The organism is Streptomyces sp. NPDC097981 (assembly GCF_040302565.1).
GTDB lineage: Bacteria > Actinomycetota > Actinomycetes > Streptomycetales > Streptomycetaceae > Streptomyces.
In genome coordinates this window covers 1-25,101 of sequence record NZ_JBEORW010000038.1, presented here as the reverse complement: position 1 = coordinate 25,101, position 25,101 = coordinate 1, and the positions used below count along the sequence as shown (strand labels likewise).

The following is a 25,101-nucleotide window of genomic DNA, read 5'->3' as shown; positions in this document are numbered from 1 at the left end:
GCATGGACAGTGCAGCCATCGATCGGTTCGAGGCCAGCCGGGGCCGGCTGGCCTCGCTCGCGTACCGTCTGCTCGGCTCGGCCGCCGACGCCGAGGACGCCGTGCAGGACACGTTCCTGCGCTGGCTGGCCGCAGACCGCGAACGGGTCGAGGTGCCGGAAGCATGGCTGACCAAGGTCGTCACCAATCTCTGCCTCGACCAGCTCCGTTCGGCACAGGCACGCCGCGAGCGAGCGGCCGGTGCCTGGCTGCCCGAGCCGCTCCTTGAGGGCGACCCGATGCTCGGCCCGGCTGACACCTTCGAGCAGCGCGAATCGGTGTCCTTGGCCGTACTGACCCTCATGGAGCGCCTCTCACCGGCCGAACGGGCCGTCTACGTCCTGCGTGAGGCTTTTTCGTACAGCCACGCCGAGATCGCCGCGATCCTCGACATCACCGAGTCCGCGAGCCAGCAGCATGTCCACCGGGCCCGGATCCGGGTCGCCGCCGAGCGCCGCCGCGGCGGTGAGGCCGACCCCGCGTCCGCGCGCCGGGTCGTCGAGGAGTTCCTCGCCGCCGCCACGTCGGGGCGCACCGAACGGCTGGTGGCGCTGCTCACCGACGACGTGACGGCGGTCTCGGACGGCGCCGGACTGGCCAGGCGGCTGTTGCAGTACAAGACGCGCGAGCGGGTCGCCTCGTACGTGCGGGCCGGTTTCAAGCCCACGCCGGCGAAGCGGCGGCTGGCCGGCGGCTCGCCCGCGTTCCACATCGCGCTGGTCAACGGCTCCCCGGCGGTCCTCGCCGTGGTAGAGGACCGGGTCGTGGGCGCCGTGGCGTTCGAAGTCATCGACGGCAAGGTCGCGTCCCTGCGCGGCATCGCCGCCGCGGACCGGCTCGCGCGCCTCAACGAGGTCTGGCGGCAGCACGAGCCCGACGCGCCGGTCATCAGCGCATGGTGACCAGAGCCACCGGAATCCGGTGACCCGAGCCGGAGCGAGGACGGCACCCCTCGTACTGTCGCCCGTGCTCGACGAGCGTGGGATTCATGCCGATCACACGTCTCGTCCTTCCGCTCGGCGACACCGGGCGCCCCGTCCCGGGTGAAGAGACGGGGCGATCCGGATGCCGGCCCCCGGTCTTGTCCGCCGTACGCCGCGGTGCCGGCGACCGCACCCGGTCCGAGGAGCCCCGGCCCGCCCTCCATGACACCCCGGCCCTCCCGCTACCCCCGAGGGACTGCCACGTCCGTGAGCAGCGCGCCGCCCTGCCCGAGGTCCGACCAGGCGCCCTGCCGGCTCAGTACGGCCACGGCCGAGGTCGGGAACTTGGTGCGGACGCGCTCCAGGGCGTCCCCCACGGCCGCGCCGGCGACCAGCAGCACCAGCTCCTCCAGGCCCGGGTTGTGCCCGACCAGCAGCAAGGTGGCGACCTCGGGGGGGACTGCACGGATGACGTCGAGGAGGTCCCGCACGTCCGCCGCGTACAGGCGCGGGTCGTGCCGGACAGGCGGCGTGCGGTCCAGCTCCGTCGCGGCCAGGTCCCAGGTCTCCCGGGCGCGGCGTGCCGGGGAGCACAGCACGAGATCCGGCACGCCGACGGAGCGGGCGAGCAGTCGGCCGGCCGCGGGCGCGTCGCGCAGCCCGCGGGGCCCGAGCGGACGGTCGTGGTCGGGAACCCCGTCCGGCCAGGCGCTCTTGGCGTGCCGCAGGAGTACGAGTCGGCGCGCCGTGCCTTCCGTCGCCGCGTTCCGTACGTCCTGAACCTCGGGGGCTCGGTCGCGATGCCTCATACCCCGAGCGTAGAGCCCATGGCTATGGATGGGCGTACTCCAACTGGGCCGGCTACGCGGTGCCCAGCAGCCCGCTCAACGCGGCGCCGCGTGGCAGGCAGGCAGCGGCGGGGGCCCGAGGGCCCCGGCTGCGTGCCCGCCGGGACGGTGTGTCAGACCACGGCGAGCCGGTCCACCAGCAGCTCCACCCTCTGCGCGGCGTCCTCCGGCAGCAGCCGTCCCGCCCGGGTCAGGGTCGCAAGGCCGTGCAGGGACGCCCAGAACACCTCGGTGAACAGCCCCGGGTGGACGCCGTCCCCGGCGACCTCGCCCAGGCTCTCCATCAGCGCGGCGAAGGCGTCCTTCAGTGGCTCCGGGGTGTCCTCCTGCGCGTACGCCAGGCCGCCGTCGAGCTGGAACAAGGCGTCGTAGACAGCCGGGTTGCGCTCGGCGAAGTCGAGGTAGGCACGGGCGAGGGCGGCGACCCGCTCGCGCGGGCCGTTCGCGGCGGACGCGGCGGCCCGCACCGCCACGGCCATCTCGGCGGCGCCCTCGAGGGCGACGGCGCCGATGATCTCGCGCTTGCCTCGGAAGTGGCTGTAGAGGACGGGCTGGCTGTATTCGATGCGCTCGGCGAGCCGGCGCGTGGTGACCGCGTCCCAGCCCTGCTGCTCGGCGAGTTCGCGGGCCGTCGCCACGATGAGGCGCTCGCGGACGGCCCGTTCGCGTGCCTTGCGTTCCTGTAGTGACATAACTCGAATCCTAGCACCGCTAGACAAGCAAGCGGCAGCAGTACTAGCGTTGCCACATCAGCTAGCAGCGCTAGATCCCGGGAGGGGCAACATGCTCAGCGCACTTGAGGTCATCACCACCGTGGTCGTCGGCCTGATGGTGGGGGTGGAGTTCTCCGTCGCCTTCGTCATGAACCCGATCTTCAACGCCCTCCCGGAGGACAGCAACCAGCTGGCCCACTCCCACGGGGGCCGGATGCTCGGCGCCGTGATGCCGTTCTGGTACATCGGCTCACTCGTCCTCGTCGCGGCCTGGGCCGTCGCGGGATGGCACCACCACGGCACCGGCCTCGTCGTCACCGCCGCCGCGCTGCTGATCGTCAGCGTGATCATGTCGATCCTGCTGCTCGTCCCGATCAACAACCGGGGCAAGACGTGGACCCCTGACAACCGGCCCGCCGACTGGAAGGAGCAGATGAACCGCTGGGACCGCTTCCACTACGTCCGCGTCGCCGTCATCATCGCCGCCTTCACCCTGCTGGCCGCCGCCCTCGTCTGATACCAAAGCCGCCCCGGCACGCACTGGTTCGCCCCTGCGTGCCGACAGCTTTCGCCCCGTCGGGGTGAGCCCGACAGGGCTTCGGATTTCTGCCCCTGCGGGCGCCGATGATGGGGTACGCAGGTTCCGGCGTCGCGCTGGAGGTCCTGGTCGGCAAGCGGCAGGAACTGGCGCTGCACACCGCCCACGTCGACAGCCTCACCCGGATCCTGCGGCACGCCGTCGGCACTATCGGTGCCCGCAGCACACCAGCGCTGCCGTGACGCTGCGCCTGCTGGTCGAGGGCGTCTCCGGCATAGCGTTCATCCTCAATCTATTGCAACGCACTCGCTTCGATTGTTGCGTTATGTTCCGAACCATTGCAACGATTTCATGGCTTTTACCTGCAGTTAAGGCACTTCAGGCGCAACAAGCTTGTTGTCGCTTTCATGAATGCAACGTAGCGTTTCCATCATCAGAAACGACAGTTAGCAGGCCGCGCAGGTCGGGCGAGCATGCGTTCCGCGGAGTGAGTGTTCAAAGGGGTGGGTCATGGAGGCAGTGGCACTGAACCGGCAGCAGGCGGCACCCGGCGCCTTCACCTTGTTCGCCCGCTTCGTGCTCTGCGGTGGCGGAGTGGGGATCGCCTCCAGCTTTGCCGTGGTGGCCCTTGCCTCCTGGATGCCCTGGGCCCTGGCCAACGCCGTCATCACCGCGGCTTCCACACTCCTGGCCACCGAGCTGCATGCCCGCTTCACCTTCGGTGCAGGCGGGCGCGCGTCCTGGCGCCAGCACACGCAGTCGGCCGGATCCGCAGCCGCCGCATACGCCGTCACCTGTATGGCGATGCTCGTCCTGCAGCACCTGGTCGCGGCACCCAGCGCGGTCCTTGAGCAGGTCGTCTACCTCACCGCCTCCGCACTCGCCGGCGTCGCACGGTTCGCGGTCCTGCGCCTTGTCGTCTTCGTATGCCACCGCCCGCAAGAGGCCCCGGCCGCCGTCCGCACTGCCGGCCCCGTCCCCGCGACCGTCAGCCGCGCAGCGGCACCCGCCGCCCCGACGGCGCTTTGCCGCGCCGCCTGACCGTTGCGCCCGGCGGTGCCCGCGGCCCGGTGTACGCAGAGGCGTTCCTCTCCGACCGCCCGCAGTCGCGGCTGGGGCGGGTTGCGGCCGCATCCGGCGCCGAAGCCCTCACGGCCGCAGGCTGGGCCGAGCCGCTCAACTGCCGAGATAAGAGCTCGCGCAGATAGGCGTGGGATCACGGGCGTCGCCTCGGGCGATTGTCCCAACGGTGGGTGGTCCAGGATCGCCTGATCAGACTGCGGACGGTGATGATCGTGTCCGCGAGGTCGAAGAAGGCGTCGATCACGGCGACGCGGCGTTCGTAGCAATGGGAGAGGCGGCGGAAGGCGTTCTGCCAGGCGTGGGTGCGCTCGACGTGCCACCGCTGGCTTGCCTGGATGGGGGCCTTCTCGCCCTTGTGCGCTATCTGGCCGTGCAGCCCGCGTTCGGCGAGCAGGTCGCGGGTCTTGTTCGAGTCGTAGCCGGCGTCCAGGTGCACCGTGATGTCCTCGGGCAGCGGCCTGAGGTCCGTGAGGCGGTCCAAGGTCGAAGCCAGCAGTGGAGAGTCGTGGTTGTTCGCCCCGGCCAGGACACGGCCGAGCGGGATGCCGTAGCCGTCGGTCATGCCGGAGCGTTTCAGGCCCTGTTTTCCCCGGTCGACTGGGGAGCGCCCGGCGACCTCGCCGCCGCCGGGGGCCTTGGTGATGGAGCCATCGATGGCGATCTGATCCAGCATCAGGCCGATGATTCGGTCGTAGGAGTCGAGCGCGATCTGCTTCAACTGCCTGAAGATGCCCAGGCGGATCCACTCGTCGCGACGGTTGCGGATGGTGCCGGCAGAGCAGGTCGTGTCAGCGATCGCCTCGTAGGAGCAGCCGAACCGCAGCACCTGCAGAAGCTTGTCGAACACGATCCGGTCATTGATGCGCGGACGGTGGCAGTGCAGAGGATGGTCCGGGTGGTAGTGGGGCCGCTCGGGCAGCAACGCCGAGAACTGGCCCCATAGCGGTTCGGTAAGCCATGACGGAAGAACAGGCACAGATCTCCCCGTTGATCGCAGTGCGTGGCGGCAGGGCAGGCACAGGTGCTGGTGATCGCCTCGACCCTGCGCGCGACTGAGGCCCTTGTCGAACATCGCCGCCTCATGATCGCGCCGCTCTGGAGTTGACCAACTTGCATCAGTGTTGTCATCATTGATGACAACACTGATGCGGGCGAGGGCGGGGCGGATATGGCTGTGAGCAAGAGCCGGGCGGTGCGTTTGTCGCCGGAGCTGATCGTGGAGGCGGCTGTGCGGATCGCGGCGCGGGCGGAGCCGGACGGGCTGACCGGACGGGTTCTAGGAGAGGAACTGGGGGTGGACCGGTCGGCGGTGTGGCGGCATTTCGCGGACCGGGACGCGCTGTTGCTGGCTGTGGGGGATCGGCTGCTGACCATGGCCGTGGAGCGGGTGCCCGACGGTCTGGGGCCGAGGGAGGTGCTGCAGGAGCTGGCCCGTTCCCTGGTGGAGGTCTTCGAGGCCCACCCGTATGTCGGTGCGGCCGTTGCGTGCCGGACCACCCGCGGCCCGGGGGAGTTCGCCGCGATGGAGATGATGCTCGCGGCGCTGGAGGAGATCGGTCTGGACGAGGGCAGTGTGGCCCGGTACCAACGGATGCTCGCCGACACCGTGCTGGCGTACGCAGGCATGCGTGCCGGGTATGCCGCGCTCCCGCAGGAAGTGCGCGCCGCTGACGAGCATGCCTGGGCCGGGGCGTACGCCACCGTCTCCCCCGAACGTTATCCGGCCATCACCAAGCACCTGCCCCACCTGGCCGCGCAGGACGACGAGGCCGTCTTCCAGACGCTGATGGAGGCGTTCTGGCTGGCCGTCGACGCAACCGCCCGCACCACCACCAAGGACGACGCCGATGTCTGAGCACAGCCCTGCCGTGGAAGGCGCCGACGAGGCTGCCGACACGGACCCCAAAGCCCCGCAGGGCAGCAGCCCCGAGCCGGCAGTGGACCTCCGGCCCGCTCCCGACGCCGACCCAACCCCCCGGGTGCCCGCGCCGACCGACCGCACCGGGGCCGCCTCGCGGTCCGCGAAGCCGCCGACACGGCGCGCACTACGGCGCACCCTCATCGCACTGCCGGTGACGCTAGGCGTGCTGGTGGCCGGCTCCTACACGGCTACCGCGCTGCTCGACATCCCCTCACCGCCCACACTGGCCCAACTGCTGACCACCGAACCCTCGCAGCAGGGCACCTTGTTCGCCACCCGCACGATCCCCACCCCGGCCACACCGGCACCCCTACCCGTCCACGACGAGCCGCTTCCTGCCGCAGTGCCATGGAAGGGCGAGCGGGTGCCGACCGATCAGTTCCTGGCCACCACACACACCAACGCCTTCCTCGTCCTCAGGGACGGCCAGCTGACCCACGAGTGGTACCGCGACGGGGTGGGCCCCACCACCCGCATGTCTTCCTGGTCGGCCGCCAAGTCGGTGGTGTCCCTGCTCACCGGGCAGGCCATCGCGCAGGGCCGACTCCGGGAGAGCGACCGGCTGGTCGACATCCTGCCCCGGCTGAAGACGGGCGGAGCCTACGACGCCATCACTGTGCGCGACTTGCTGGATATGACCTCGGGCGTGGACGTCCCGGAGAACTACAACGAGTACTACCCGCTGACCGGCACCGCCCGGATGTACCTCACCCGTGACCTGCCCGCCTTCGCACACGACCATCGCGACCTGCAGTTCCCGCCGGGCAGCCAAGGCGTCTACCGCAGCATCGACACCGAACTGCTCGGCCAGGTCCTGGCCAAGGTCCAAGGCCGCCCACTGGCCGACCTCCTGGCAGACAACATCTGGGCGCCCATGGGCGCACAGGACAGCGCCACCTGGAACCTCGACCACGACAACGGCAACGAGAAGGCGTTCTGCTGCATCAACGCCACCCCCCGCGACTACGCAAAGCTCGGCCAGCTCGTCCTGAACAACGGCCGCGCCCAGGGCAAACAGATCATTCCCCTGGCATGGATCAAGCGCATCGCCACCGCAGCACCCCACAAAGTCGACGGCTGGGGCTATTCCGCGCAGTGGTGGCATCCCCCCGGCGGCAACGGCAAGGACTACTCCGCCGTCGGCGTGTACGGGCAGTACATCTACGTCGACCCCGTAAGCCGGACCGTCGTAGTGAAACTCAGCGACTACGGCGACCAGCAAGACGAAAAGGAGACCATCGACGCTCTGCGCGCCATCGCCCGGTCCGGCTGATCTGCGCCTGCCTACCTGCCAGGGATGCCGCACCTATCTGCGCGAGTTCTAAGTACAGCCAAGGTTCAAGACCAGAGCTGCTCCAGGACGTCGTCCTTCTCCAGCGAGCACACCGCCGCCATCGGCGCCCGGTGCAGCACGTCCTGCTTGCCGACCGTTTGGCTCGGCGAGCAGGGCGTGGCCACGTGAACGGCGGGCGTTCTCACGCCGACCGCGGAAACGAAGGAGACCGGAATCCGGCGCATTCCATTCCGGATATCCGAGGAGACACGGGACTGCGGTGAAGCAACGGACAATGTCGTGCCCAGAACCCTGGAATCCCGCCCGAGCATCCGCATGAGCCCTGCGAAGTACTACTGGCGGACGGTGAGTTTCGCGTGGTCGGTGTCGGGGAGCCAGTCGCGCTGTGGTGTGTAGGCCAGCCAGCGCCGGGAGCGGCCGGTTTCGGCGAAGCCGCGCAGCAGGGTGTCGAGCAGCGGGTGGCGAGCGGACTCGCGCCAGGTCAGCGACCAGGCGTACAGCGGGGCCGGCTCGACGAGCGGGATGGCGCGCAGGCCCGCGTGGTCGGGCAGCGGCGCATCGGCGGGGAAGAGGGTGAAGGAGGCGGCGTCACCGCGGAGGCACTGGACGAGGTGGTCCAACCCCAGGTTGGGGCCGTCCTGCCGCCGTGTGATCCCGAAGGCGTCGGCAAAGCGGCGGAGGAAGTCCAGCCTGGTCAGTTCCGCGGGGCACCACAGCGTGCTGTCGCGCAGGTCGGCCGGGCGCACGGCGTCCGCGCCGGCCAGCGGATGGGACGGACCGACCACCGCGTCGACGGGTTCCAGCCGCACCAGCCGCTGGGTGAGGCCCGTGTCGCGGCCGCCGGGCAGCGGGTGCACCCGCCCGAAGCCCAGGTCGGTGTCGCCGCGCAGCAGCGCCTGCGCGACCGAGGGCCAGTCGCGTCCCGGGCCGGGCTCCAGCCGCACTGCCCCGAGCGCCTCCACGGCCTGAGCGACGGTGCGCAGCGGCGCGTAGAGGTGGCCCCAGGTGTCGATCCGTACGGCCGGACCGGTACCGCTCACCGCCGCGATCGCCCGTTCCCCCGCCGCGAGCGCCTCGTGCGCAGCCGGCAGGAACCGTTCGCCCGCCTCGGTCAGCCTGGTACCGCCCTCGCGGACGAACAGCCTGACGGCCAGCAGCTCCTCCAGTCGCGCGATGCGCTTGGACAGTGCCTGCTGACTGGTGTTCAGCTCTTCGGCGGCCCGCCCGAAATGCAGCGTCGCGGCGGTCGTGGTGAACGCGCGGACAAGGGCGAGGTCGAGATCCATGCGGCTGACCTTATGCGACAACCGTGCGTTGTCGGCTGTGTGGCTTGGTTGTTGGCCGGGCGGCCCCGGCACCCGGTCAGATGGTCCACGACGCCGAACCAGCGCCACACCAGCACCGGCCCGGGGGATGGCCCCCGAGGCCGCCGAGGAGGAGCAGACGATGAAAGCCTTGATTGCGACCGGGGATCCGGCCGAGCCGGTCGTGTTCGCCGACGTCCCCGAGCCGACCCCGCGCCCCCATGAGGCGCTGGTGAAGGTCGAGGCGTTCTCGGTCAACCGGGGCGAGACGTTCAAGCTGGAGAAGCCCGTACCCGGGGAGCGCCCCGGCAAGGACATCGCGGGGCTGGTGGTGCAGCCGGCAGCCGACGGAAGCGGACCGACCGGGATCACCCGCGTCGTGGGGCACCCCATGTCGGGCGGCTGGGCGGAGTACGTGGCGGTGCCGACCGACGCGCTCGCGATGCTGCCGGACGGCGTCAGCGTGCTCCAGGGCGCGGCGCTGCCGCTGGCCGGGCTCACCGCGTTGCGGCTGTTGCGCACCGCCGGGCCCGTGGTGGGCCGGCGCGTACTGCTGACCGGTGCGTCCGGCGGTGTGGGCCACTACGTGACCGAGCTGGCGGCCGCGGCGGGGGCGCAGGTCACCGCCGTGACCCGGGACGCCGAACGCGGCGCCCGGCTGTCCGGACTCGGCGCCGCCGAGATCGTCCACGACGTCGCCGACGCCCGTGGGCCCTACGACCTCGTGCTGGAGTCGACCGGCGGCCGGGCCCTCCCGCTCGCTCTGGCACGGCTCGCCAAGCGCGGCACGCTCATCTGGTTCGGCCAGGCCAGCCGCACCCCTGCCACGCTCGACTTCTTCGACTTCTTCAGCGGCCCGGAATCGGCCGTCATCCGCCACTTCCACTACCTCGACGCGGACACCCGCCTCGACGACGACCTGGCGGCGCTGGTCCGGCTGACCGACGAGGACCGGCTGCACCCGGAGATCGGCCGCGTCACGGACTGGGCCGACACCGCGACCACTCTCACCGACCTGCGTGATCGCCGCATCCGCGGCAAGGCCGTCCTCACCTTGTCCTGACGCACGCCACCCGCCCAACCTGCAACCTGCACAGACCAAAGTCCGGTAAAGCAAACCGAAGGAGCCCCACCATGACCACCCCCACCGACCCCAGGACCGTCGTCATCCGCTACATCGAGGCCGTGCGCGACGGTGACGCCGGCGTCATCCACGACAGCTTCGCCGAGGACGCGACCTGGCACTACCCGGGCGACCTGCCGATCTCCAAGGTGTGGAACGGCCGCGACGCGATCATCAACGACTTCCTCGGCGGCATGGGGCCGGTCCTCGTCCCCGACACCCTGGAGATAGCCCTGATCAGCACCCTCGCCGAGGGCGAGCGCGTGGTCGCCGAATGGACCTCCAAGGCCGAGACCGTTTACGGCGGCACCTACGACAACCGCTGCCTCGGCATCTACACCGTCCGCAACGGCAGGATCACCTCCGTCATCGAATACGCCGACACCCACCACGTCGCCACCACCCTCTTCCCGGCCGGCGCCACCCCGCAGTCCACCGGCGCCGAGTGAGCCGCACACCGGGGTTGCTTCGGTGCGGCGGACATCCGAGATCCGGGGTTGTGCCCCGGGAGGGGCGCCCGTGGACCGTACGCGTACGCAGACCGGTGGCAGTCGGGTCCTGCGTCCGGAGCCGGCAGTGGGTCCCGCCGTACGGCCCGGCTCAGCCGGACGGCCGGCCTGCCTCGACGGGGGTGCCCGGCGGCGGCCACTGCCGACGGGAGGGGACCAGGGCCCGCAGGACACGGAAGGCGTGGCGGCGCTTCCAGTCGTCCGGGGAGCGGAACTCGGCGATGAACGCGGCAGTGGTCCTGCTGATGGAGCCCGTCGCCTCGGCGGTCGCATCCGGATCCAGGAGACGGTCGCAGTTGAACCAGGCCAGGCCCCGCACGACCCGGATCCCGTAGCTGGTGAAGAGCTCGTCGTCGTGGGTGAACAAGCGGTCCAGCAGGACGTAGGAGTGCCGCACGGCCGAGGCGGCGTAGACGTCCCGCCAGGGCTTCGGGACGGCGTCCGGCAGATCGGTGGAGAGGACGTCTCCGCGGGGGCGGGGGTCAGGGCCGAGCCAGGTGTCGATGGCGTCCATCGCGGTGAAATAGCCCGCCGCGAGGGAGACGGACAGGTCGGCGACCCACTCCGGCGCCGCGAACGACAGGGCGTTCGTACGCAGGCTCGCGGCGAGGTCGGACGTGAGCCGGAAGTAGGTGTACGCGAACACCGCGCGGGGATCTCGCACGGCGTCGTACTGCCTGCTGATGGGGGAGCGTGTCGCTCGTCGGGCCGTGCGGACCTCGCAGCGGACCGAGCCGGCAACGTGGCCGGCAGCAGGACGAGCCGCATGGCGTGATGTCCGGCGCACGCCGTGCCGACAGGAGTGTGCGGACGAGGGCAGGTGCCCCGGGCGCTCTGGACGTCACCTGACCGGGCGAGGGGCCACCACCCGTGCCGGGCCCCGACCGGGGAGCGCGCGCACCGCCAAGACCCTGGTGTCGGCGCCGCCTGTCCATCGCCCTGCCTGCCGGGCGTCAGCCCTGCGGGAGGCCGGAGAGTGGACCGCCGGGCACGTGTCCGCCCGTCCGGTCGTTGAGCAGGCATGGACCATGATGAGGAAGTCGCGGCGGCCACAGCCGAGTTGACCACCGCGAACGGGAAGGGGCGGGGCCGGCGCTGCTTCGCCCAGCGCACCGGGGCGGTGGTCTGACGTGGCGCGCACGTTCACCGAGTCCCTGGCCCAGGTGTTTCCGGCGGTCGCGGCGATGTGGCACCCGGACCGGAACGGCTCTCTGACCCCGGACCGGGTGGGGACGGGCGGCGGCAGGGCGTGGTGGCGGTGTCCGGCCGGCCACGAGTGGGAGGAGACCGTGATCAGCCGCAGGTCCCTGCCGAAGTGGAAGGGCGGGGACGTCGCCGCGTGCCGTGAGTGCGTCGGGTACCGGGTCCGGCGGGTGTTCCCGGGGTGCGGGTGCGTGAAGATGGTCCGTCCCGGTACTCGAGAGGCCGAGCATGCCCAGTGCCATGCGTGCCGCACCCGGGAGTTCGAGGAGAACGCGCCCCGGATCAAGGCGGAGTTGTCCGCCGCGGCGAAGGCGTCGGCGGACCGGGCCGTCGAGCTGCTGGACGCGGTCCGGCTGCCGGCCGGCATGCCGGGCGGCCTGGTGGTGGAGTGGCGCTACTGGGCGGCGGGGCACCTTCAGGGCGCCATGGCCGCCGAGCAGGTACTGGAGAAGGCCGGAGAAACCAGGCGGACCCTGGAGCAGGTCACCGCGGCCGCGGGGCAGGCCGTCCCGACCCCGGACGCGTGCGCGGCGGCTGCAGGCCGGGACGGGGTGCTGAACATCCTGGGCCGGGCCTACTGGGCGGACGGGTGGCGATACGCCCTGTCCGGCCGGCCCGGTAGGTCGCTGACCGCCGAGCTACTGGAGGGCATGCGGGGCGGGCTGCAGGGGTGGCTGGAGGATTGGACGGAGCAGGCTCTGGCGGACCGGGAGGCCGGGCGTACGGTGCCGGCCACCACGGCCGAGGTGACCCGGGAGCTGACCGGGGAGGTCCGGCAGTTCCTGAAGACCGGCCTGGGCGCGGAGGCGATGGTCTACGCCGAAGCGCGGTTGCCCCTCGTGCCGGACGGCAAGTCCCGGTACGGGCGCGTGGACCTGCTGGCGTGGTCGCCCGGGCCGCTTCCCGACTTCGTGGTGGAGATCGATTCGGCACCGAACCCGTCATCAGCGCAGAAGCTGGCGTTCGCCCGGGACGCGGGCGCGGTGCCGCTGTGGGTGCGGTTCGGGTCCGGGCAGGTGGAGGACATCGACGGCGTCGGCGTCGTGGACGCCCGGGAGCTGATCCGGTCCGTAGTGGCCCCGCGCTGACCTCCTCTCGCGCTCCCCCGACCGCGGGGGCGGCCGCGCTGCGCGGGGCGGAGGCGGCACCTCCCGCGGCGGGCGCGCTGGTTGGCGATCCAGACCCCGGTGCGGTGTCCGGCGCCGCCCGGGAGGCGCTCGACGTGGGCCCGCGAGCCAGTGGTCGTCCCTTCCCCAAGCCCTTCGGGAAGCCTGCGCGCCCCGCCCGGAAGGACGAACCCGACCGGGCCGGCGGTGCGCTCATTTCATGGTGAAGAGGAAATTGACGGAGCAGTAGTAGTCGGGCAGCTGTACCAGGGCCGAACCCGGGCGCGGAGGATCGGTCTTCGGCCAGTTCCGCGGGCCCAGCAGGTGGTCGGCGTAGTCGCTCTTCGGGACCGGTGGCACGAACCAGAGCCGGAAGGCGCCGGATCGTCCGACCGGCTCGGACCTCCAGAGCTGCGTCTCACGGCCGGTGCCCGAGCGGCAGGTGCGCAGGGTGACGTCGACGACGTTTCCGCCGGCGGTGGTTCCGTCGAGGCAGGTACCGGTGCCCGTGTTCCGGAACTGGTACGTGCCCTGGCCGGCCGGCAGGCGCTGCCAGCCCTGGGATGCGGCGCCGGTGCACGGCTGGAGCTGCAACGGTCCCTCGGAACCGCTGCCTGCGAAGCCGACGCACAGTCCCGAGCCGGTGTTGACCAACGGCAGACCGGCGGGGGCGGGGGTCGGCGAGGGCGACGTGGAGGACGGCGTGGGAATGACGGGGGCCGATGGGGCGGCGACGGCCGACATGGGAGCGCCGATGGACACGATCGGTGGCGCCGAGTCCGTCGGGGACGGCAGCAGGTACGGGTTCGGCTCCGGGTTCGGGTTCGGGTTCGCGACCGTGGGCGTCGGGGCGGCTCGCTCGGTCCGGTCCTCGGCCGGCAGCAGGACGAACGCGGTGAGCGTCGTACCCGCAACGGCCGCCGCCGCGGTCCACTTCGCGGCTCCGGACCGCGCCGCGGCCACCTTGAGCCCCACCACCTTGCCCGCTGCCAGCTGCTGGCCGCCGTGCACACCGGCGGACAGTACGGAGGAGGCGGGGTGCCACAGCAGGATTCCGGCCGGCAGCAGCGCACCCAACCGGCTGTTGACGGCTCGCAGATCACGCTCGGCCCGCCCGCAGTCGTCGCACGCCCGCAGATGCCGTCCCAGGTCCCGGGTGACGCGCTTGCCCGGTCGGCGCAACGCTGCGGCGAGCAGGCCGCCGTAGTGCCGGCACTCGTCGCTCGCGCTCTGGTCCAAGTGGGCGCACAGGTACGCCTCGCGCAGGCCCTCCCGGGCGCGCGCCGCCAGGGAACCGACGCCCCCCGCCGAAATCCCGAGGCGCCGGGCGGTCTCGCCCGCGGGCTCGCGTTCGACGACCGCGTGCCACAGCACGGCCTGCCAGCGCTCCGGCAGCGACCGGTACGCCCGCAGGACCAGCGAGCCCTCCTCCGCCAACAGGGCGGCGCCCTCGACGTCCTGGTCGTCTGACAGGCTGGCGGCCCACGTGTCGAAGTCGTCCGACAGCTGTGTGCGGGCACCGCGGCGTGCCCATTCGGTTGCCACCCGGCGCACGCAGGTCAGCAGGTACGGCCGCCAGGCGTACTCGGGGCCGGCCCCCCAGGCGACCGCCCGGTAGGTGCGCGCGAAGGCCTCGGCCGCGAGGTCACGGGCGGTGGCCAGGTCGCGGCAGCAGGTGCGGGCGTAGGCGAGTACGGCGTCGTGGTGACGGGCGAACACCTCGCCCATCACGTCGCTGAGATCGGCACCTGACGCCGAGTCGCGCTCGCGGAGCAGCGCGCAGAGCTGTGCGTCGCTGAGGTCGTGGAGGTCCTGCTGGCGGGCAGTTCCCGATGTGCTCAACCTTGCTCCCGTTGACGTGCTGATGGCCGGCTCGGCAAATGCCAGGCAGGTGGGCAGTGGGGTGCGACGCTGCGCCCGGCCGGAATTCGCGCAAGTGTGCACGCTCACAGGGTCTGTGAGCAACCAGGCGCCTCGGCAGTGTCCGGCCTGACACGACTTCAGCAAAGGCCTGGCAAAGTCGCGGGACCGCGCCGCGGCCACGCCGTCTCTCACGTGCACAAGACCAACGACAGGCCAGGAGGCGCGAGTGCGGTACCGCGGGACCCCGTCCATTCCGCTCGGCACAGCCGGGAGGCGAGCTCGGCACGGCCACGCCACCACGCGCACCGCGGCCGGCGCCCGCTCAGCGGTGGTGCCGCAGGTCTCCGGGGTGTTGGCGGCAGAAGCAGGGCGGGTCGTCGTGTCCGGGGATGCCACAGCAGAGGCAGGGCCGCATCGTGCCCCGACCCCCGCTCCGGCTCGTGACCTTGGTGCATGCGATCGGACCGGTCCACAGGGGCGCGATCACATCGGGGTCATCCGGTTCGGGCAACGCATCCGCGGACACCGAACGGCTCGGCGACGGGAGTACCGGTGCAGCTCCACTGGGCGGGCGGCAACAGCACTCTGCTCCGCGGGCGAGACACCCCGCGGAGCAGGTCAGTTGCGGACTGCGGTCCGTTCTCGCCCGAGTTCACCTCGGCCCCTGGCGCTGTCGCTGGACGGACCCGGATCGCGCCGGCAGAGGAGCGCTGCAGGGATACGGAACAGGCACTCTTGCTTCTGTGTCTTCGGCGGTTTGCGGCTGGGTCGGGTGGGCCCATGCAGGAGTCAAGCTCTTCCACGATCTTGCGGAGCTCGCGGGCGCCCCGCTGCGACATCGCTTGCATCACGCCGTCGAGCAGGGCACGGCCTTCGAGAGGGTTGCCGCAGCAGTACCAGTGCACGTTGCCGAACTCGTCGTCGTGCCGCAGCTCACGCTCGGGGTCCGGTCGTACTCTGCCCGCCCGCTTCCTGAGATGGCGAAGATGTCGTTGCGCCGGACCGTCATACCGGACTTCACCCCGCCCTCAACCTTCGCGGGCACAGCCACGACATCGAAATCACCCATGGCGACACCTCTTGGCTATGTCACTTTGGGTTACCGCGATGTCAAGCAGCATCGCCGGACTCACCGGCACCGCGCCGCCGCCGAATGGGTTACGTGTCCCCGGCACCCACGCGGCCCCACAGCACTGCTGGTCCCCAGCGCCGGGTTCCTCGGGCACGTCGGGCACATGCGGCACGGGCCGGCCTCCGCTGTACGGACGTGAGCCTCTGTTTCGGCACGCGATCGAGCGGACGCTCGTCTCCACTCCAGCTGATGAGGCAGCCGGGCGTTCGACGACGCCTCCGTCAGGCCAACGTCGGGCCGCGTCGGCTGCCCGTCGGGCTGTCCTGGCGGTCGCGGTGCGGCGCCAGTAGTAGAAGCTCGATCGAGCAGGCGATCCCCAAGATGGTGCACAGCCGCTTCACGCCGTGGCGGCGCTGATGGTCGGTGACGAACTGGCAGCGGTTCGCCGGCGTGTCTTCCTGGCGGAATGCCGGGTGGTGTTGCGTTGGATGTCGTGCTTTTCCGGCAGCTTGCGGATCTTGTCGCGGGTGGCCGTGTGCTTGGCCTCCGGTGGTGATTGCGACTGCTCGGCGCGGCCCGGATCGCGGTTTCTTCGTCACCCGGTCGGGTGTGCCCGGACGCCGGGAAGGGAGGCCGGTGGTCCTTGTCCTTGGGTGGGCGTCAACGCGTGGTGTTTTTGGCGGGATTCACCTGGCGGGCCGGTCCGTGTGGGGGAGGGCGGCTGTTGGGGTGTGGTTGGTGTACCTGCTTTCCCGGTCCGGCGGGGCGTGCGCGGGGGCGGGGGCTGTCGGACAATGGTCGCAGTCCGGGCTCCGGCCCGGAGGACGTGTCCGGGCAGGTGCCCGGATTGGGAGCCCGGCCCGATTCCGGCGGGCCGGGACTCCCTGCTATGCCGTCGGAATCAGGACCAGTCCTTGCCTTCGTGGCGCTCGATCACCCGGAAGCTGCCCACGACGCCGTTTTCGACCTCGACGGCCTCCTTGTCCTCCTTGCCTTCCTTGCCTTCCTTGCCTTCCTTGTCGTGGCGGTGGCCCGGGTTCACGCCGTCGCTCTGGCTGTGGGGGCCGACCACGGCGATGGGCGCGCCGTTGTCGCACACCGCGCCGCGGAAGACCTCGACAGTGCTGCGGCTGTCATTGCGGATGTTCAGGGTCCTGGCGCCCAGGCCGCTGATGACGGTGATGCAGTCGCCCGGGTGGGACGAGAACGACCGCTCGTTGATCTGGATCCGGCCCTTGTGGTGCTCCCGGCCCTCGTTGCCCTTGCCCGAGTCGCGCTTGCCCGAATCGCCGCCGAAGGGCGCCTGAGCCGCAGCCGCCTGCTGGACAACCGTGGCCGGCTGCTCCGGCTGGGAGGCGGCCGAGGCGTAGGTGATGCCCATCGCAGCCAGGGCTGCGGCAGCCGCGATACTCGCGGTGACAGCGGTGGAGCGGGTGATCATCATGCGAGTTCTCCTGTCTCAGAGGAACCGGCTGTGCGGCCGGCACGTGAGTAAAAGTACTAACGACTGATACGACTTTCGTATCGTGACATGCCGGAAATCGGGCACAAAGGGCCGAATGAGGTACCCCGAGCGCTCCCGCGTCGCCAAATGGGGCGTCAAGTGACCGCAATTCATGTGGAGTTGACGACGTTTAGCCCTTTAGGTTGATCATCTGACGCCTGTTCACCATTCGGCGGCAAGTGGCGGGACTGCAAAGAGAACGGTGTAACTCCGATTACCGAGGAGTGCACCTGTGACCAGCGAGAACATAGCCAAGGCACCCGTTTCGGAGGCTGTGCCGGCGGGTTTGGACGACCGGTTCATCAAGGAGCTCGTGGCCTGGGATCAGTCGGAGCGCCTGCAAGCTGACGGGTGAGGCCGGTCTGTCCGGTTCGCATCGAGGCCCCGCGGGACCGGGAGGGCTTTGTTCGAGCCGAAGATCGTCAAGAAGCGGCAGCGCCGACTGACCGGCGTGGACGAGACGGTGCCCTCTTTGTCCGCGAAGGGCCTGACCCGCGACGAGATCTCCTCTCACCTGGCCGAGGTCCATGACGCCGAGGTCTCCAAGCAGACCATCTCCACGATCACTGATTCGGTGAGGGAGGGCATGGCCGAATGGCAGGCCCGTCCGCTCGATCGCGCTTGAGTTCCAGCGATCGTTGCAACACCCCAGCTCAGGGGTGCGATGGATTTCAAGATCCGGGAGGACCGGAAACCGCAGGGTGCCAAGAGACTGCCTGCGGAACGGGCTGCATACTTCCAGCTCATGCAGCAGGGCTACAGCAACAAGGAAACCTGCCGGATCGTCGGGGTCGACTCGCGAACCGGCAGGCGCTGCGCAATGGGTACACATCGTCGAACCGGAAAGGGGTAGCCCGTCCGGATCCGCCGACGGTGCCGCCGTATCTCTGTGTGGACGAGCGCTCTCACCTGGGCCGGGTCGGGTCGCGTCTGGGCCGCGGAAAAGGCCGAGGCCGTCCGCAGGACCTCGTTCGCCCGCTTGAGCCTCAGGACCCGCACACCGTCGGCCTGTGGACCTGGCTGATCACCGCCGCCCACGCCCAGCCCCACCTCGCACGCCCGCTTGCCGAGGACCTCCGCCGCCCCTGGGAGCGGCGGCCTGCTGAACCCCACCGGCTCACCACGCCAGCGTCCGCCGGGGTCCGGCACCTCCCACGCCACGAACCTGGGAAGATCGTGAAACGAGCCGAAACCCTCACCGAGCAGGCCCGTTTGGAAAAGCAGGCAGATAGGGCGGGAACCTTGCCGGGTCGGCGAAGTCCTGGTCCGCATCGGGCCAGCGGCGGCGCAGCAGGGCGGCGATGCGGCGGATCCATGCGGTGAGGTGAGGCAGGGCCTTGTGGGTCCTGGCGGTACGGCCGACGGCTTCGAGTGTTGAGATGAGCTGGGGGCGGTTGCGGTCGCCTGGTGGGCGGGCATCCAGCATGGCGAACCGTTGCAGACGGATCAGTGCCCAGGACATGCAGGCCGCGGCGAGGCCGTATCCGTACTGCCGGTCGTCCTCTGCCTCCGGGATGCCGCGGGCCAGGGCGCGGCGGTACTGGTCGGCCAGGCCTGTGGTGACCGGATCGCCCACCGTCATCCAGGCCGGGCCGGGGACATACAGGCACACGGCGTCGGTCAGCGCATGCGTGTAGCCGCCGAATTCGAAGTCGATGAGGCGGGCGTCAGCCGGGCCGGAGGCGTGGAGGAGGATGTTGTTGGTGTACGCATCGCCGTTGCTGAGGGCGAGGAACGGGCCCGGGTCGTACAACGCATCCAGTGCTGCGGTGAGTTCGCATGCAGCTCGGCCCTGAAGGGGAGCCCCGAGCGCCACGGCGTGTTCGATTGCTGTGTCCCGGAGCGGGGCAAGTCGTCCCGCCAGGTCGGCCGCGGGGTCAACAGGTCCCAGCCTGCCTCGGCGAGCGTAGTAGATCTCGGCCCGCCCGGCGGTGGCCGCGCTCAGCTCACCGAGGGCATGGGCGTAGGCGGCCAGCCGTTCCCAGTGGGCCGCCGCTCCGTCGCGTCCAAGCAGATGGTCCAGGGGAACACGTGGCGCGAGGTCTTCCAGGACGAGGAACCGGGCAGCCGTGTCGGCGGCAATGACGCGAGGAGCAAGACCGATCCCGACATCGTCGCCGAGGAACCGGAGCGCAGCCAGCTCAGTGCGCAGCCGCCATGAGGAAGTACCGACCTGGCCTTGACCCTTGCCCGTATGGATCCACTTGACGACGACGGAGCGTGGGACGGCACTACCCCGGAGCCGAACCCGGGCTACGTCCCAGGGCTCCAGCCGCTGCCAACGGTCGACAACCACTGGCGAGGAGTAGAGATCCGTCAAGAGGTTCTGCAGAGCAACGGCTTGGGGGATTACCCCGAGAGCAGGCACGCGCTCACTCTACGCCTTGAAAACTCTGCATCGAGTATTTGCGTGGGGAACCAAAGCGAGCATGTCCCGTCTCACTCAATCAGGCCATGTGTCATTGAATCCGGGCCTTTAGAGGATGTCTCACGTGGTGATATTAATCGGTTTCTTGTAGCAGGTCAGGGCGGTTGCAAGACCGAGGAAGGCGAGGAGGTGGGAGCCCTTGCGTTCGTACCGGACGGTGAACCGGCGATGGGCCGTCGCGGGCGACACACCGAACGTCTCTGGCAGGTGCCGCCAGGCGCACCCGCTGGTCAGCACCTACACGACCGCAGTGAATAGGGCCCGCTGATCACACGGAGCAGTCCCGCCGCCCTGCGGACGGGACTTGAACGACGGCAGCAACGGGCCGGCCAATTCCCACAGCCCGTCAGGACCAGCCGCCGCGACAGATCAGCACCCACAAGCAGCCATGAAGCCGCACGTCACGACATCACCACGTGAGACATCCCCTATTGATCGGAAACTCATGGGGTTCACCCGTCGAGGACGTAGCGGATGTGCCGGCCGCCGAAGTATCCCCGCACGATGTGGGGCTGGCGTTGTCGGCGGTGGAAGAATCTGCGGGTTTCGGCGGCGGGTTCGGCCTGGTTCCTGGCCTGGTGGGCGTGGGGCAGGCTGCGTTTGAGGTCGGTGCTGACCAGCTCGTCGGGGATCAGCTCGGGTGGGCTTTAACCCGGATTGAGGCCCTCCAGCTCTCCGAGCAGGTCACCACGCCCGCCCGCTCCACTTCCAACAACCGCAACCGTCACCTGCTCGAACTCGCCGCCGCCCACACCGAACAGCGCGACTACGCTTGCCGGCCACCGACATCCTGACCGGCATCAAACTGGCCGCCACCGAATGCAAGCGCGGCCTGTCCCCACAGCTCGTCGAACTCGTCGACTTCCTTGCCGCCGAACTCTGAGCGGCGCGGCTGAGAGTCCTGGGCTGCCCCGACCTGGGGGACACGATCTCAGAAACCGCACGCGCACGGACTGACACGCCTTCACCTGTCGTCCGTTGTCGCGCCGCTACTGATATCGGATGAACGATGACCAAGCTCACGAAGCCCATCGCCGTCATCTGCCTGTGCACCGCCAAGGACGAGCCCGTGGTGACTCGCAAGGCCATGTGCGAGCGCGTCGCCCGCGACTCAGGGCTCCACCTCGCGGGCGTGATCCACCACGACGGGTCTGCGTCCTTGAGCCGCGGGGCCAGCCGCGCCCGTGCACTGGACAGCCAGAGCCGGATTGGAGGAGTCCTGGCTGGCTACAAGGTGCGAAATTTTGTGCCTATCTGGACGTGAGTGCGAAGAATTCCGCAGAACGGTTGTTACTTGATCAACTAGTCCGGGTGGGTGGGGTGGGCCAGAAGTGCGCCGGGTGGTGCGCTGGGGCGCGCTGTTCGCCGCATCCCGGGCGCGGGATGGGTGGGTGTAACGGTCAGTGAATGTCAGGGCCACGCCTGACCGGCATGCGTGTGGTGTGCAGGCGAGTGTGACGGGAATGTCCGGGTGCGGTAACCGGCCCCGGCGAGGGCTGCAGCCGGTCGTGTGCCGGGTCGAGAGTGGGGCTCTCGGCTCATCCGGGCCGGGAACCCGCACCGCCTCTACCAGCCTGTTTCGGCTGGTGGGGCGCTGTTCTTGAGGGAGCGTCACCCATGGCTTCTGCTTCTTCCTCCGTCCGCCGTATCGCCGCCACCGTCCTGGCCGCCGGAGCCGTGGTCGGCGCGGCTGCGCTGCCGGCGGCCGCCCAGGACGGCCACCACCAGCGTCCGCGGGTGGAGATCAGCCGGGTCCAGGCCGACAGCCCCGGACGCGACGACCACTCCAACCGCTCCCTGAACGCGGAATGGGTCGAGATCACCAACACCACCCGCGACGCCATCAACCTCCGCGGCTGGACCCTGCGCGACGACGACGGCAACCGCTACCGCTTCGACAATGTCCGCATCGTCGGCCGCGCCACGATCCGCATCCACACCGGAAGCGGCCGCGACACCCGCACCGACCTCTTCCAGAACCGCCGCGAGTACATCTGGGGCAACCGGGCCGACACCGCGACGCTGCGCGATGACCGCGGTCGTACGGTCGACACGGAGTCGTGGGGCCGGCGTCACCACTGACCCGCGGGGCCGGGTGCTGGGGGCCGCCTGGACGGCGGGCGGCCGCCGGCGCCCGGCCCGCACGGGCGGGAACCGCCGACCAGCGGGCGTGCGCGGGCCGCAACCTTTCCTCGGGCGGCGGCCCGCGCGGCCGTCTACCGGGCAGGCACCCTGCTCAGGGCCTGACCGCAGGACGCGCGGAAGGACGTGGTGATGACGGGCCGACGGCGCCATGTCGGGGTCAGTTTCTGTGCTGTGGCTGCGAGCTTGTTTGCGGCCAGTGCCGCAGCGCACATGAGGCGTGAGCGGAGGAGAGTGGCGAAGAGAGCGAGAGCCGGCAGTGATCCCGCCCTGCGGCGTGGGGGAGCCGTGCAGCCCCGCCGAGCGGAGTCGAGCCGGAGTGGTTCCTCGTCTTCCGATTCGCTCCACGTCGGCGAGTGATCCCACACCCTCGGTCCTTGATCACCGTGTCGAGGAATGCGGTGAAGAGCACTGCCCGGGCCTGCTGCACCGGGCAGTTGGGCTACGACTTGGCCTCGCGGTAGGCACTCACCGCGCTCCGATCCACTTCGGCGAGCAGATCCTGCCGAGTGGACTGGTCAGTGTTCCGCGCCTGGGTCCATGTGCGGGCGACGTCGACTCCTTGGGTGTGGAGGCGGTTGGCCAGTTCCGCCTCCGGCGTGTTCCCGAGGCCTTGGAGCCATGCCGCTCTGAGGTAGGAGGCGGGGTTCTCCTGGTAGCTGCCCTGGGTGGTCGGCTCACGCAGCAAGCCGTCGCGTACGGCGGTCCGCCACGCCCGGTCACGGGCGTACCTGTCGGTCAGGCCGTCCAGGATGCCGAGTGCGCGGGCGTTCTTTGTCGGAGGGAGGGAGAGCGCGCTCCCCGTCGCGTCGCCCGGGACGGCTGCGAGCTGCTGCGCCGCGTACCGGGTCTCTGCCAGGCGCAGGATCGCGTACGCCTGTGGATCCTGGGAGACGGCGTGCACAACGTTGCGGAAGACGAGGCTGTCGACTGCCAGGTGATAGGTGCCTGAGGTCTCCCACGGGCCGTCGTCCGGGTCCCCCTTGACGACGTACTGGGAGTTGAGTCCCGCGAGCAGCTCATGCGTGTCGTCCGCGAAGTCCGCGAGCACGGTGGCCAGTGGCACCCGCAGAGCGGCATCGATCCGGAGATTCTTCGTGTATCCGAGCCCGGGAGAGAAGAACACATCCTTCACGGCCTGCGCCTGCGCCTGTGAATGCCTGCCCTGCTCGGCGGCCGTGGCCTTCACGATGGCCTGACCGAGGGCGGCACAGCTCATACCGGGATGCACGTCCGCCCCCACGGACTTCTGTACGCGCCGGTCCTCGGGCAGGCCGTTGCAGGGAGCGGCCGTATCGCGCCCGAAGGTGAGCCATGCGCCGAGCGCCCCCAACAGGGCCAGACCCGCCAGCAGCACGGACCATATCTTGACCGGCACCGCACGGCGGGTCGTCTTCCCCGTCATGGCTGGCCCCATTCCTCTTCGTCGTTCGGCTCAGTTGGCCGTGTCTGTCAGGTACTTCTGCGCGGTCTCGGTCCCGCGTACCCGTCCGTCCAGCACGTTGCGCGTGTAGTTCTGGACGTCGGCCTCGGGGATGTCGGGCCGCTCCTTCGCCCATTCACCGACCATGATGGGTACCTGCTTGTTGATGGAGAGATAGGTGTCGGCAATCTCGGGATTGGCCTTGGCGTCGACCGCAGCCTTCATGCGGTTGTCCCATTCCCAGGCCCAGGTGTCGACGCCACGCTGGAGCGAGTCGCCGAAGGCGACGGACATGGTGGCGCCGGCAGCACCGACGGGTGTGGCGAAGTACAGCGGTGTCACGGCGCCACCGATGACGTGGGGTCCGCACCAGAGCGCGACTGGCGCCACTCCTGGTCGAAATCCCCCATGCTGCGCCCTCCTCGTCGACCTCTCGTGATCATAGACATGGCAACTGCACACGTGCCGAGCCCGCCTGTTGGTCGTGAGGGCTGCTGTGGCTCGCCGCTGCTTGCCCGCACGGAGATCCGTCGCGCAGTGTCCGATCGCGTTGATGACCGTGCCCGCACCGCCCGTCGGCCCGTGACCAGTGAGGTGAAAGGTCAGCTGCACGACCGGCGTTCCGGATGGTCAACGCGACCTTGCATCTTCGGCGACCGCAGCCAGGTGCACCGCTGTCCCGTCGCGCTCGGAGCCCGTCCGTGAACTCGGGCTTCGCGCGGTAGTCCGAGCGCGAGCAATCCGTCCTTGGACCCTCTTCGCGACTGCACCGTCGCTCAGCCGCAGACTCAGTCCTGCGGCCGCACGCCGGGCCCGTCGCGGTGTGCCAGGCGGGAGAGGACTTTGGCGTACACGATCGTCGCCTCGGCAGAAACGGTCACTATGACCGCCAGCGCGAGGATGCCCAGCAGCGCGGGCCACTGGCGCAGCGCGTCCGGCACAGGCTGTCCTTGGACGGCGGGCCGACCGGCGGGCCTCGGCACAGGGCTCTGCAGTAGGGCGTCCAGCGGCGTATCGGTGTCGGCGGCACGAGACTCCGGTGTGTCGCGCCCCCTTGTCCGGATGAGAATCAACCCTTGTCCGGCGACTGATCTGCCGTGATTCCCTTGAAACACGCCGTATCGCGCCTGTATTGCCCCACTATGCGCATTCGATGCCGAGCATTCAGGGAGATCTTCCATCCCTAACCGCTCGACAACCGCTCGACGCACCGTGACCCTGCGTCAACTGTTGTGCGGTGTGGTGTGCACCGGCCGCACCAGCGCGCACCACCAGAAGGGGAGTGCGCCGCACCGTGCGCACCACACGATGGTCAGTCGGCACCGGGTGCGCACCGGCCGGTGTGGAGACGGGCTAAGGGCACCCCAGAACCGTCATCACCCACTCCTCCGAGGGCCGCACGTCCTGTGGCTGGCCGTTCACCAGCCAGGAGCCGTCCCACTGGACGCGCCACATCTCACCACGCAGGTTCTCGAACTCCAGGAAGCTGCCAGGAGCACCTTCAAGAAGCACGAGTTCCCGCAGCAGCACATCGTGTGTGGTGAACCCCCGGGAGGTGCCCATGCTGCCGCCACCGGTCCGCGTGTTCTCGTATCGCATGCGCAGGTACGGGACCGGCAACCGGGACACGACCGTCGGCCGCAGCATGCGCTTGAACCGCAGAACTGCTTCCTCCACGTTCTCGTCACCGCGAAACTCGCACTCGTACGCCGGGAAGACCGCCGAGACGACCTCGTTCAAGGCCTCATTCCGCCCATGGTGGAACCCGTGCACGGCCGGCGACGCCGCTGCGACGGCATCGAACTGATAGGTCCCATACGAAAAGCCGGGAAGGACCGTGAGCGGTCGAGCATCCCGGCCACGGCCGAGCTGATGCTGCCTCGCGAACGCCAGAACGGCCCTGGTCAGGCCGTCGTCATGCACATCAAGCGAGTTCATCTGGTAAGCCCAGTGCCCGTCATGATCCATCGCTAAGGGTTGTCCCGTAAATGATCTTCGAGTGGCCTCGGGCATGGCGGGCTGCCGTGCGGCCTGCTCGCTTATCCGGCGAGGGTGAGGTTGTGCA

General features: G+C 69.9%; 26 protein-coding genes and 2 pseudogenes. 14 read left to right on the top strand and 14 right to left on the bottom strand.

What is annotated here, in order from left to right:
• Positions 1-2: 2 nt before the first annotated feature.
• A complete protein-coding gene (locus ABTY04_RS29890; protein ID WP_352216529.1) occupies positions 3-941 on the top strand; it encodes a sigma-70 family RNA polymerase sigma factor in 939 nt (312 codons plus the stop codon).
• Positions 942-1,204: 263 nt separating this feature from the next.
• On the opposite strand, the gene ABTY04_RS29885 is transcribed toward ABTY04_RS29890, so the two are convergent.
• Positions 1,205-1,771, bottom strand: coding sequence for a SixA phosphatase family protein (locus ABTY04_RS29885; RefSeq protein ID WP_352216528.1), 567 nt, complete (start codon positions 1,769-1,771; stop codon positions 1,205-1,207).
• 152 nt (positions 1,772-1,923) lie between these two features.
• Positions 1,924-2,502: a TetR/AcrR family transcriptional regulator gene (locus tag ABTY04_RS29880; protein WP_352216527.1), complete on the bottom strand. Its 579-nt coding sequence runs from the start codon at positions 2,500-2,502 to the stop codon at positions 1,924-1,926.
• Between the two features lie 91 nt (positions 2,503-2,593).
• On the opposite strand from ABTY04_RS29880, the gene ABTY04_RS29875 reads away from it, so the two are divergent.
• From ABTY04_RS29875 to ABTY04_RS29865, 3 genes are all read left to right on the top strand, one after another.
• Positions 2,594-3,040 carry an anthrone oxygenase family protein gene (locus tag ABTY04_RS29875; RefSeq protein WP_352216526.1) on the top strand — a complete coding sequence of 149 codons (447 nt, stop codon included), beginning with the start codon at positions 2,594-2,596 and terminating at the stop codon, positions 3,038-3,040.
• A 107-nt stretch (positions 3,041-3,147) separates the two neighbouring features.
• Entirely contained in the window at positions 3,148-3,303 is a 156-nt protein-coding gene (locus ABTY04_RS29870; RefSeq protein ID WP_352216525.1) for a hypothetical protein, read from the top strand.
• A 268-nt stretch (positions 3,304-3,571) separates the two neighbouring features.
• The gene (locus ABTY04_RS29865; RefSeq protein ID WP_352216524.1) at positions 3,572-4,102 is read left to right on the top strand and encodes a GtrA family protein; all 531 of its coding nucleotides are present in this window, start codon (positions 3,572-3,574) and stop codon (positions 4,100-4,102) included.
• Between the two features lie 175 nt (positions 4,103-4,277).
• Here ABTY04_RS29865 and ABTY04_RS29860 read toward each other — a convergent pair whose 3' ends face one another.
• Positions 4,278-5,120: an IS5 family transposase gene (locus ABTY04_RS29860; RefSeq protein ID WP_352216567.1), complete on the bottom strand. Its 843-nt coding sequence runs from the start codon at positions 5,118-5,120 to the stop codon at positions 4,278-4,280.
• A gap of 198 nt (positions 5,121-5,318) precedes the next feature.
• On the opposite strand from ABTY04_RS29860, the gene ABTY04_RS29855 reads away from it, so the two are divergent.
• Together ABTY04_RS29855 and ABTY04_RS29850 are read left to right on the top strand one after the other, a co-directional pair.
• Positions 5,319-5,999 (top strand): TetR/AcrR family transcriptional regulator, encoded by a 681-nt coding sequence (locus ABTY04_RS29855; protein WP_352216523.1) that lies wholly within the window; start codon positions 5,319-5,321, stop codon positions 5,997-5,999.
• Positions 5,992-7,338, top strand: coding sequence for a serine hydrolase (locus tag ABTY04_RS29850; RefSeq protein ID WP_352216522.1), 1,347 nt, complete (start codon positions 5,992-5,994; stop codon positions 7,336-7,338). Before ABTY04_RS29855 ends, ABTY04_RS29850 begins: the two co-directional genes overlap by 8 nt.
• 65 nt (positions 7,339-7,403) lie before the next feature.
• On the opposite strand, the gene ABTY04_RS29845 is transcribed toward ABTY04_RS29850, so the two are convergent.
• Both ABTY04_RS29845 and ABTY04_RS29840 read right to left on the bottom strand, forming a co-directional pair.
• Positions 7,404-7,544 carry a hypothetical protein gene (locus tag ABTY04_RS29845; protein ID WP_352216521.1) on the bottom strand — a complete coding sequence of 47 codons (141 nt, stop codon included), beginning with the start codon at positions 7,542-7,544 and terminating at the stop codon, positions 7,404-7,406.
• Between the two features lie 147 nt (positions 7,545-7,691).
• Positions 7,692-8,645: a LysR family transcriptional regulator gene (locus ABTY04_RS29840; protein WP_352216520.1), complete on the bottom strand. Its 954-nt coding sequence runs from the start codon at positions 8,643-8,645 to the stop codon at positions 7,692-7,694.
• A gap of 160 nt (positions 8,646-8,805) precedes the next feature.
• Between ABTY04_RS29840 and ABTY04_RS29835 the strand changes: the two genes are divergently transcribed.
• Both ABTY04_RS29835 and ABTY04_RS29830 read left to right on the top strand, forming a co-directional pair.
• On the top strand, positions 8,806-9,726 hold the full coding sequence (locus tag ABTY04_RS29835) for a zinc-binding dehydrogenase (protein WP_352216519.1): 921 nt from the start codon (positions 8,806-8,808) through the stop codon (positions 9,724-9,726).
• 71 nt (positions 9,727-9,797) lie between these two features.
• Entirely contained in the window at positions 9,798-10,235 is a 438-nt protein-coding gene (locus ABTY04_RS29830) for a nuclear transport factor 2 family protein (RefSeq protein WP_352216518.1), read from the top strand.
• A gap of 151 nt (positions 10,236-10,386) precedes the next feature.
• On the opposite strand, the gene ABTY04_RS29825 is transcribed toward ABTY04_RS29830, so the two are convergent.
• A complete protein-coding gene (locus ABTY04_RS29825; RefSeq protein WP_502996745.1) occupies positions 10,387-11,082 on the bottom strand; it encodes a DUF5995 family protein in 696 nt (231 codons plus the stop codon).
• Between the two features lie 343 nt (positions 11,083-11,425).
• Here ABTY04_RS29825 and ABTY04_RS29820 point away from each other — a divergent pair, with 343 nt between their 5' ends.
• Positions 11,426-12,586 carry a zinc-ribbon domain-containing protein gene (locus ABTY04_RS29820; RefSeq protein WP_352216516.1) on the top strand — a complete coding sequence of 387 codons (1,161 nt, stop codon included), beginning with the start codon at positions 11,426-11,428 and terminating at the stop codon, positions 12,584-12,586.
• 231 nt (positions 12,587-12,817) lie between these two features.
• Here ABTY04_RS29820 and ABTY04_RS29815 read toward each other — a convergent pair whose 3' ends face one another.
• The gene (locus tag ABTY04_RS29815; protein ID WP_352216515.1) at positions 12,818-14,446 is read right to left on the bottom strand and encodes a sigma-70 family RNA polymerase sigma factor; all 1,629 of its coding nucleotides are present in this window, start codon (positions 14,444-14,446) and stop codon (positions 12,818-12,820) included.
• 1,994 nt (positions 14,447-16,440) lie between these two features.
• Entirely contained in the window at positions 16,441-16,983 is a 543-nt protein-coding gene (locus ABTY04_RS29810; protein ID WP_352216514.1) for a hypothetical protein, read from the bottom strand.
• Between the two features lie 292 nt (positions 16,984-17,275).
• On the opposite strand from ABTY04_RS29810, the gene ABTY04_RS29805 reads away from it, so the two are divergent.
• Positions 17,276-17,398, top strand: a complete 123-nt coding sequence (locus tag ABTY04_RS29805; RefSeq protein WP_352216513.1) for a hypothetical protein — start codon at positions 17,276-17,278, stop codon at positions 17,396-17,398.
• Positions 17,399-17,409: 11 nt separating this feature from the next.
• Positions 17,410-17,659, top strand: a pseudogene (locus ABTY04_RS29800) (transposase); the annotation flags it as partial.
• Positions 17,660-18,238: 579 nt separating this feature from the next.
• Here the strand turns inward: ABTY04_RS29800 and ABTY04_RS29795 are convergent.
• Complete coding sequence (locus ABTY04_RS29795) at positions 18,239-19,411, bottom strand: protein kinase family protein (protein WP_352216512.1); 1,173 nt, start codon at positions 19,409-19,411, stop codon at positions 18,239-18,241.
• Between the two features lie 213 nt (positions 19,412-19,624).
• Positions 19,625-19,813, bottom strand: a pseudogene (locus ABTY04_RS41245) (transposase); the annotation flags it as partial.
• Positions 19,814-19,947: 134 nt separating this feature from the next.
• Here ABTY04_RS41245 and ABTY04_RS29790 point away from each other — a divergent pair.
• The 3 genes from ABTY04_RS29790 (at position 19,948) to ABTY04_RS29780 (ending at position 21,553) form a co-directional block, all read left to right on the top strand.
• Positions 19,948-20,265, top strand: a complete 318-nt coding sequence (locus ABTY04_RS29790) for a hypothetical protein (RefSeq protein ID WP_352216511.1) — start codon at positions 19,948-19,950, stop codon at positions 20,263-20,265.
• 215 nt (positions 20,266-20,480) lie between these two features.
• Complete coding sequence (locus tag ABTY04_RS29785; protein ID WP_352216510.1) at positions 20,481-20,735, top strand: hypothetical protein; 255 nt, start codon at positions 20,481-20,483, stop codon at positions 20,733-20,735.
• Positions 20,736-21,088: 353 nt separating this feature from the next.
• Positions 21,089-21,553, top strand: coding sequence for a lamin tail domain-containing protein (locus ABTY04_RS29780; protein WP_352216509.1), 465 nt, complete (start codon positions 21,089-21,091; stop codon positions 21,551-21,553).
• A gap of 502 nt (positions 21,554-22,055) precedes the next feature.
• Here ABTY04_RS29780 and ABTY04_RS29775 read toward each other — a convergent pair.
• The 4 genes from ABTY04_RS29775 to ABTY04_RS29760 all read right to left on the bottom strand — a co-directional run.
• Positions 22,056-23,018: a hypothetical protein gene (locus ABTY04_RS29775; protein ID WP_352216508.1), complete on the bottom strand. Its 963-nt coding sequence runs from the start codon at positions 23,016-23,018 to the stop codon at positions 22,056-22,058.
• Positions 23,019-23,048: 30 nt separating this feature from the next.
• Positions 23,049-23,426 (bottom strand): hypothetical protein, encoded by a 378-nt coding sequence (locus ABTY04_RS29770; RefSeq protein ID WP_352216507.1) that lies wholly within the window; start codon positions 23,424-23,426, stop codon positions 23,049-23,051.
• Between the two features lie 398 nt (positions 23,427-23,824).
• On the bottom strand, positions 23,825-23,977 hold the full coding sequence (locus ABTY04_RS29765) for a hypothetical protein (RefSeq protein WP_352216506.1): 153 nt from the start codon (positions 23,975-23,977) through the stop codon (positions 23,825-23,827).
• Between the two features lie 412 nt (positions 23,978-24,389).
• A partial coding sequence (locus ABTY04_RS29760; protein ID WP_352216505.1) for a hypothetical protein occupies positions 24,390-25,101 on the bottom strand: 712 nt, incomplete at its 5' end.

Excerpts from the sequence above, each read along its gene's own strand:
- ABTY04_RS29830 (WP_352216518.1), top strand. The coding sequence starts at position 9,798 with ATGACCACCCCCACCGACCCCAGGACCGTCGTCATCCGCTACATCGAG.
- ABTY04_RS29785 (WP_352216510.1), top strand. The coding sequence starts at position 20,481 with ATGACCAAGCTCACGAAGCCCATCGCCGTCATCTGCCTGTGCACCGCC.
- ABTY04_RS29880 (WP_352216527.1), bottom strand. The coding sequence starts at position 2,502 with ATGTCACTACAGGAACGCAAGGCACGCGAACGGGCCGTCCGCGAGCGC.
- ABTY04_RS29775 (WP_352216508.1), bottom strand. The coding sequence starts at position 23,018 with ATGACGGGGAAGACGACCCGCCGTGCGGTGCCGGTCAAGATATGGTCC.
- ABTY04_RS29890 (WP_352216529.1), top strand. The coding sequence starts at position 3 with ATGGACAGTGCAGCCATCGATCGGTTCGAGGCCAGCCGGGGCCGGCTG.
- ABTY04_RS29835 (WP_352216519.1), top strand. The coding sequence starts at position 8,806 with ATGAAAGCCTTGATTGCGACCGGGGATCCGGCCGAGCCGGTCGTGTTC.
- ABTY04_RS29875 (WP_352216526.1), top strand. The coding sequence starts at position 2,594 with ATGCTCAGCGCACTTGAGGTCATCACCACCGTGGTCGTCGGCCTGATG.
- ABTY04_RS29850 (WP_352216522.1), top strand. The coding sequence starts at position 5,992 with ATGTCTGAGCACAGCCCTGCCGTGGAAGGCGCCGACGAGGCTGCCGAC.
- ABTY04_RS29780 (WP_352216509.1), top strand. The coding sequence starts at position 21,089 with ATGGCTTCTGCTTCTTCCTCCGTCCGCCGTATCGCCGCCACCGTCCTG.
- ABTY04_RS29870 (WP_352216525.1), top strand. The coding sequence starts at position 3,148 with ATGATGGGGTACGCAGGTTCCGGCGTCGCGCTGGAGGTCCTGGTCGGC.
- ABTY04_RS29885 (WP_352216528.1), bottom strand. The coding sequence starts at position 1,771 with ATGAGGCATCGCGACCGAGCCCCCGAGGTTCAGGACGTACGGAACGCG.
- ABTY04_RS29840 (WP_352216520.1), bottom strand. The coding sequence starts at position 8,645 with ATGGATCTCGACCTCGCCCTTGTCCGCGCGTTCACCACGACCGCCGCG.
- ABTY04_RS29810 (WP_352216514.1), bottom strand. The coding sequence starts at position 16,983 with ATGATGATCACCCGCTCCACCGCTGTCACCGCGAGTATCGCGGCTGCC.
- ABTY04_RS29865 (WP_352216524.1), top strand. The coding sequence starts at position 3,572 with ATGGAGGCAGTGGCACTGAACCGGCAGCAGGCGGCACCCGGCGCCTTC.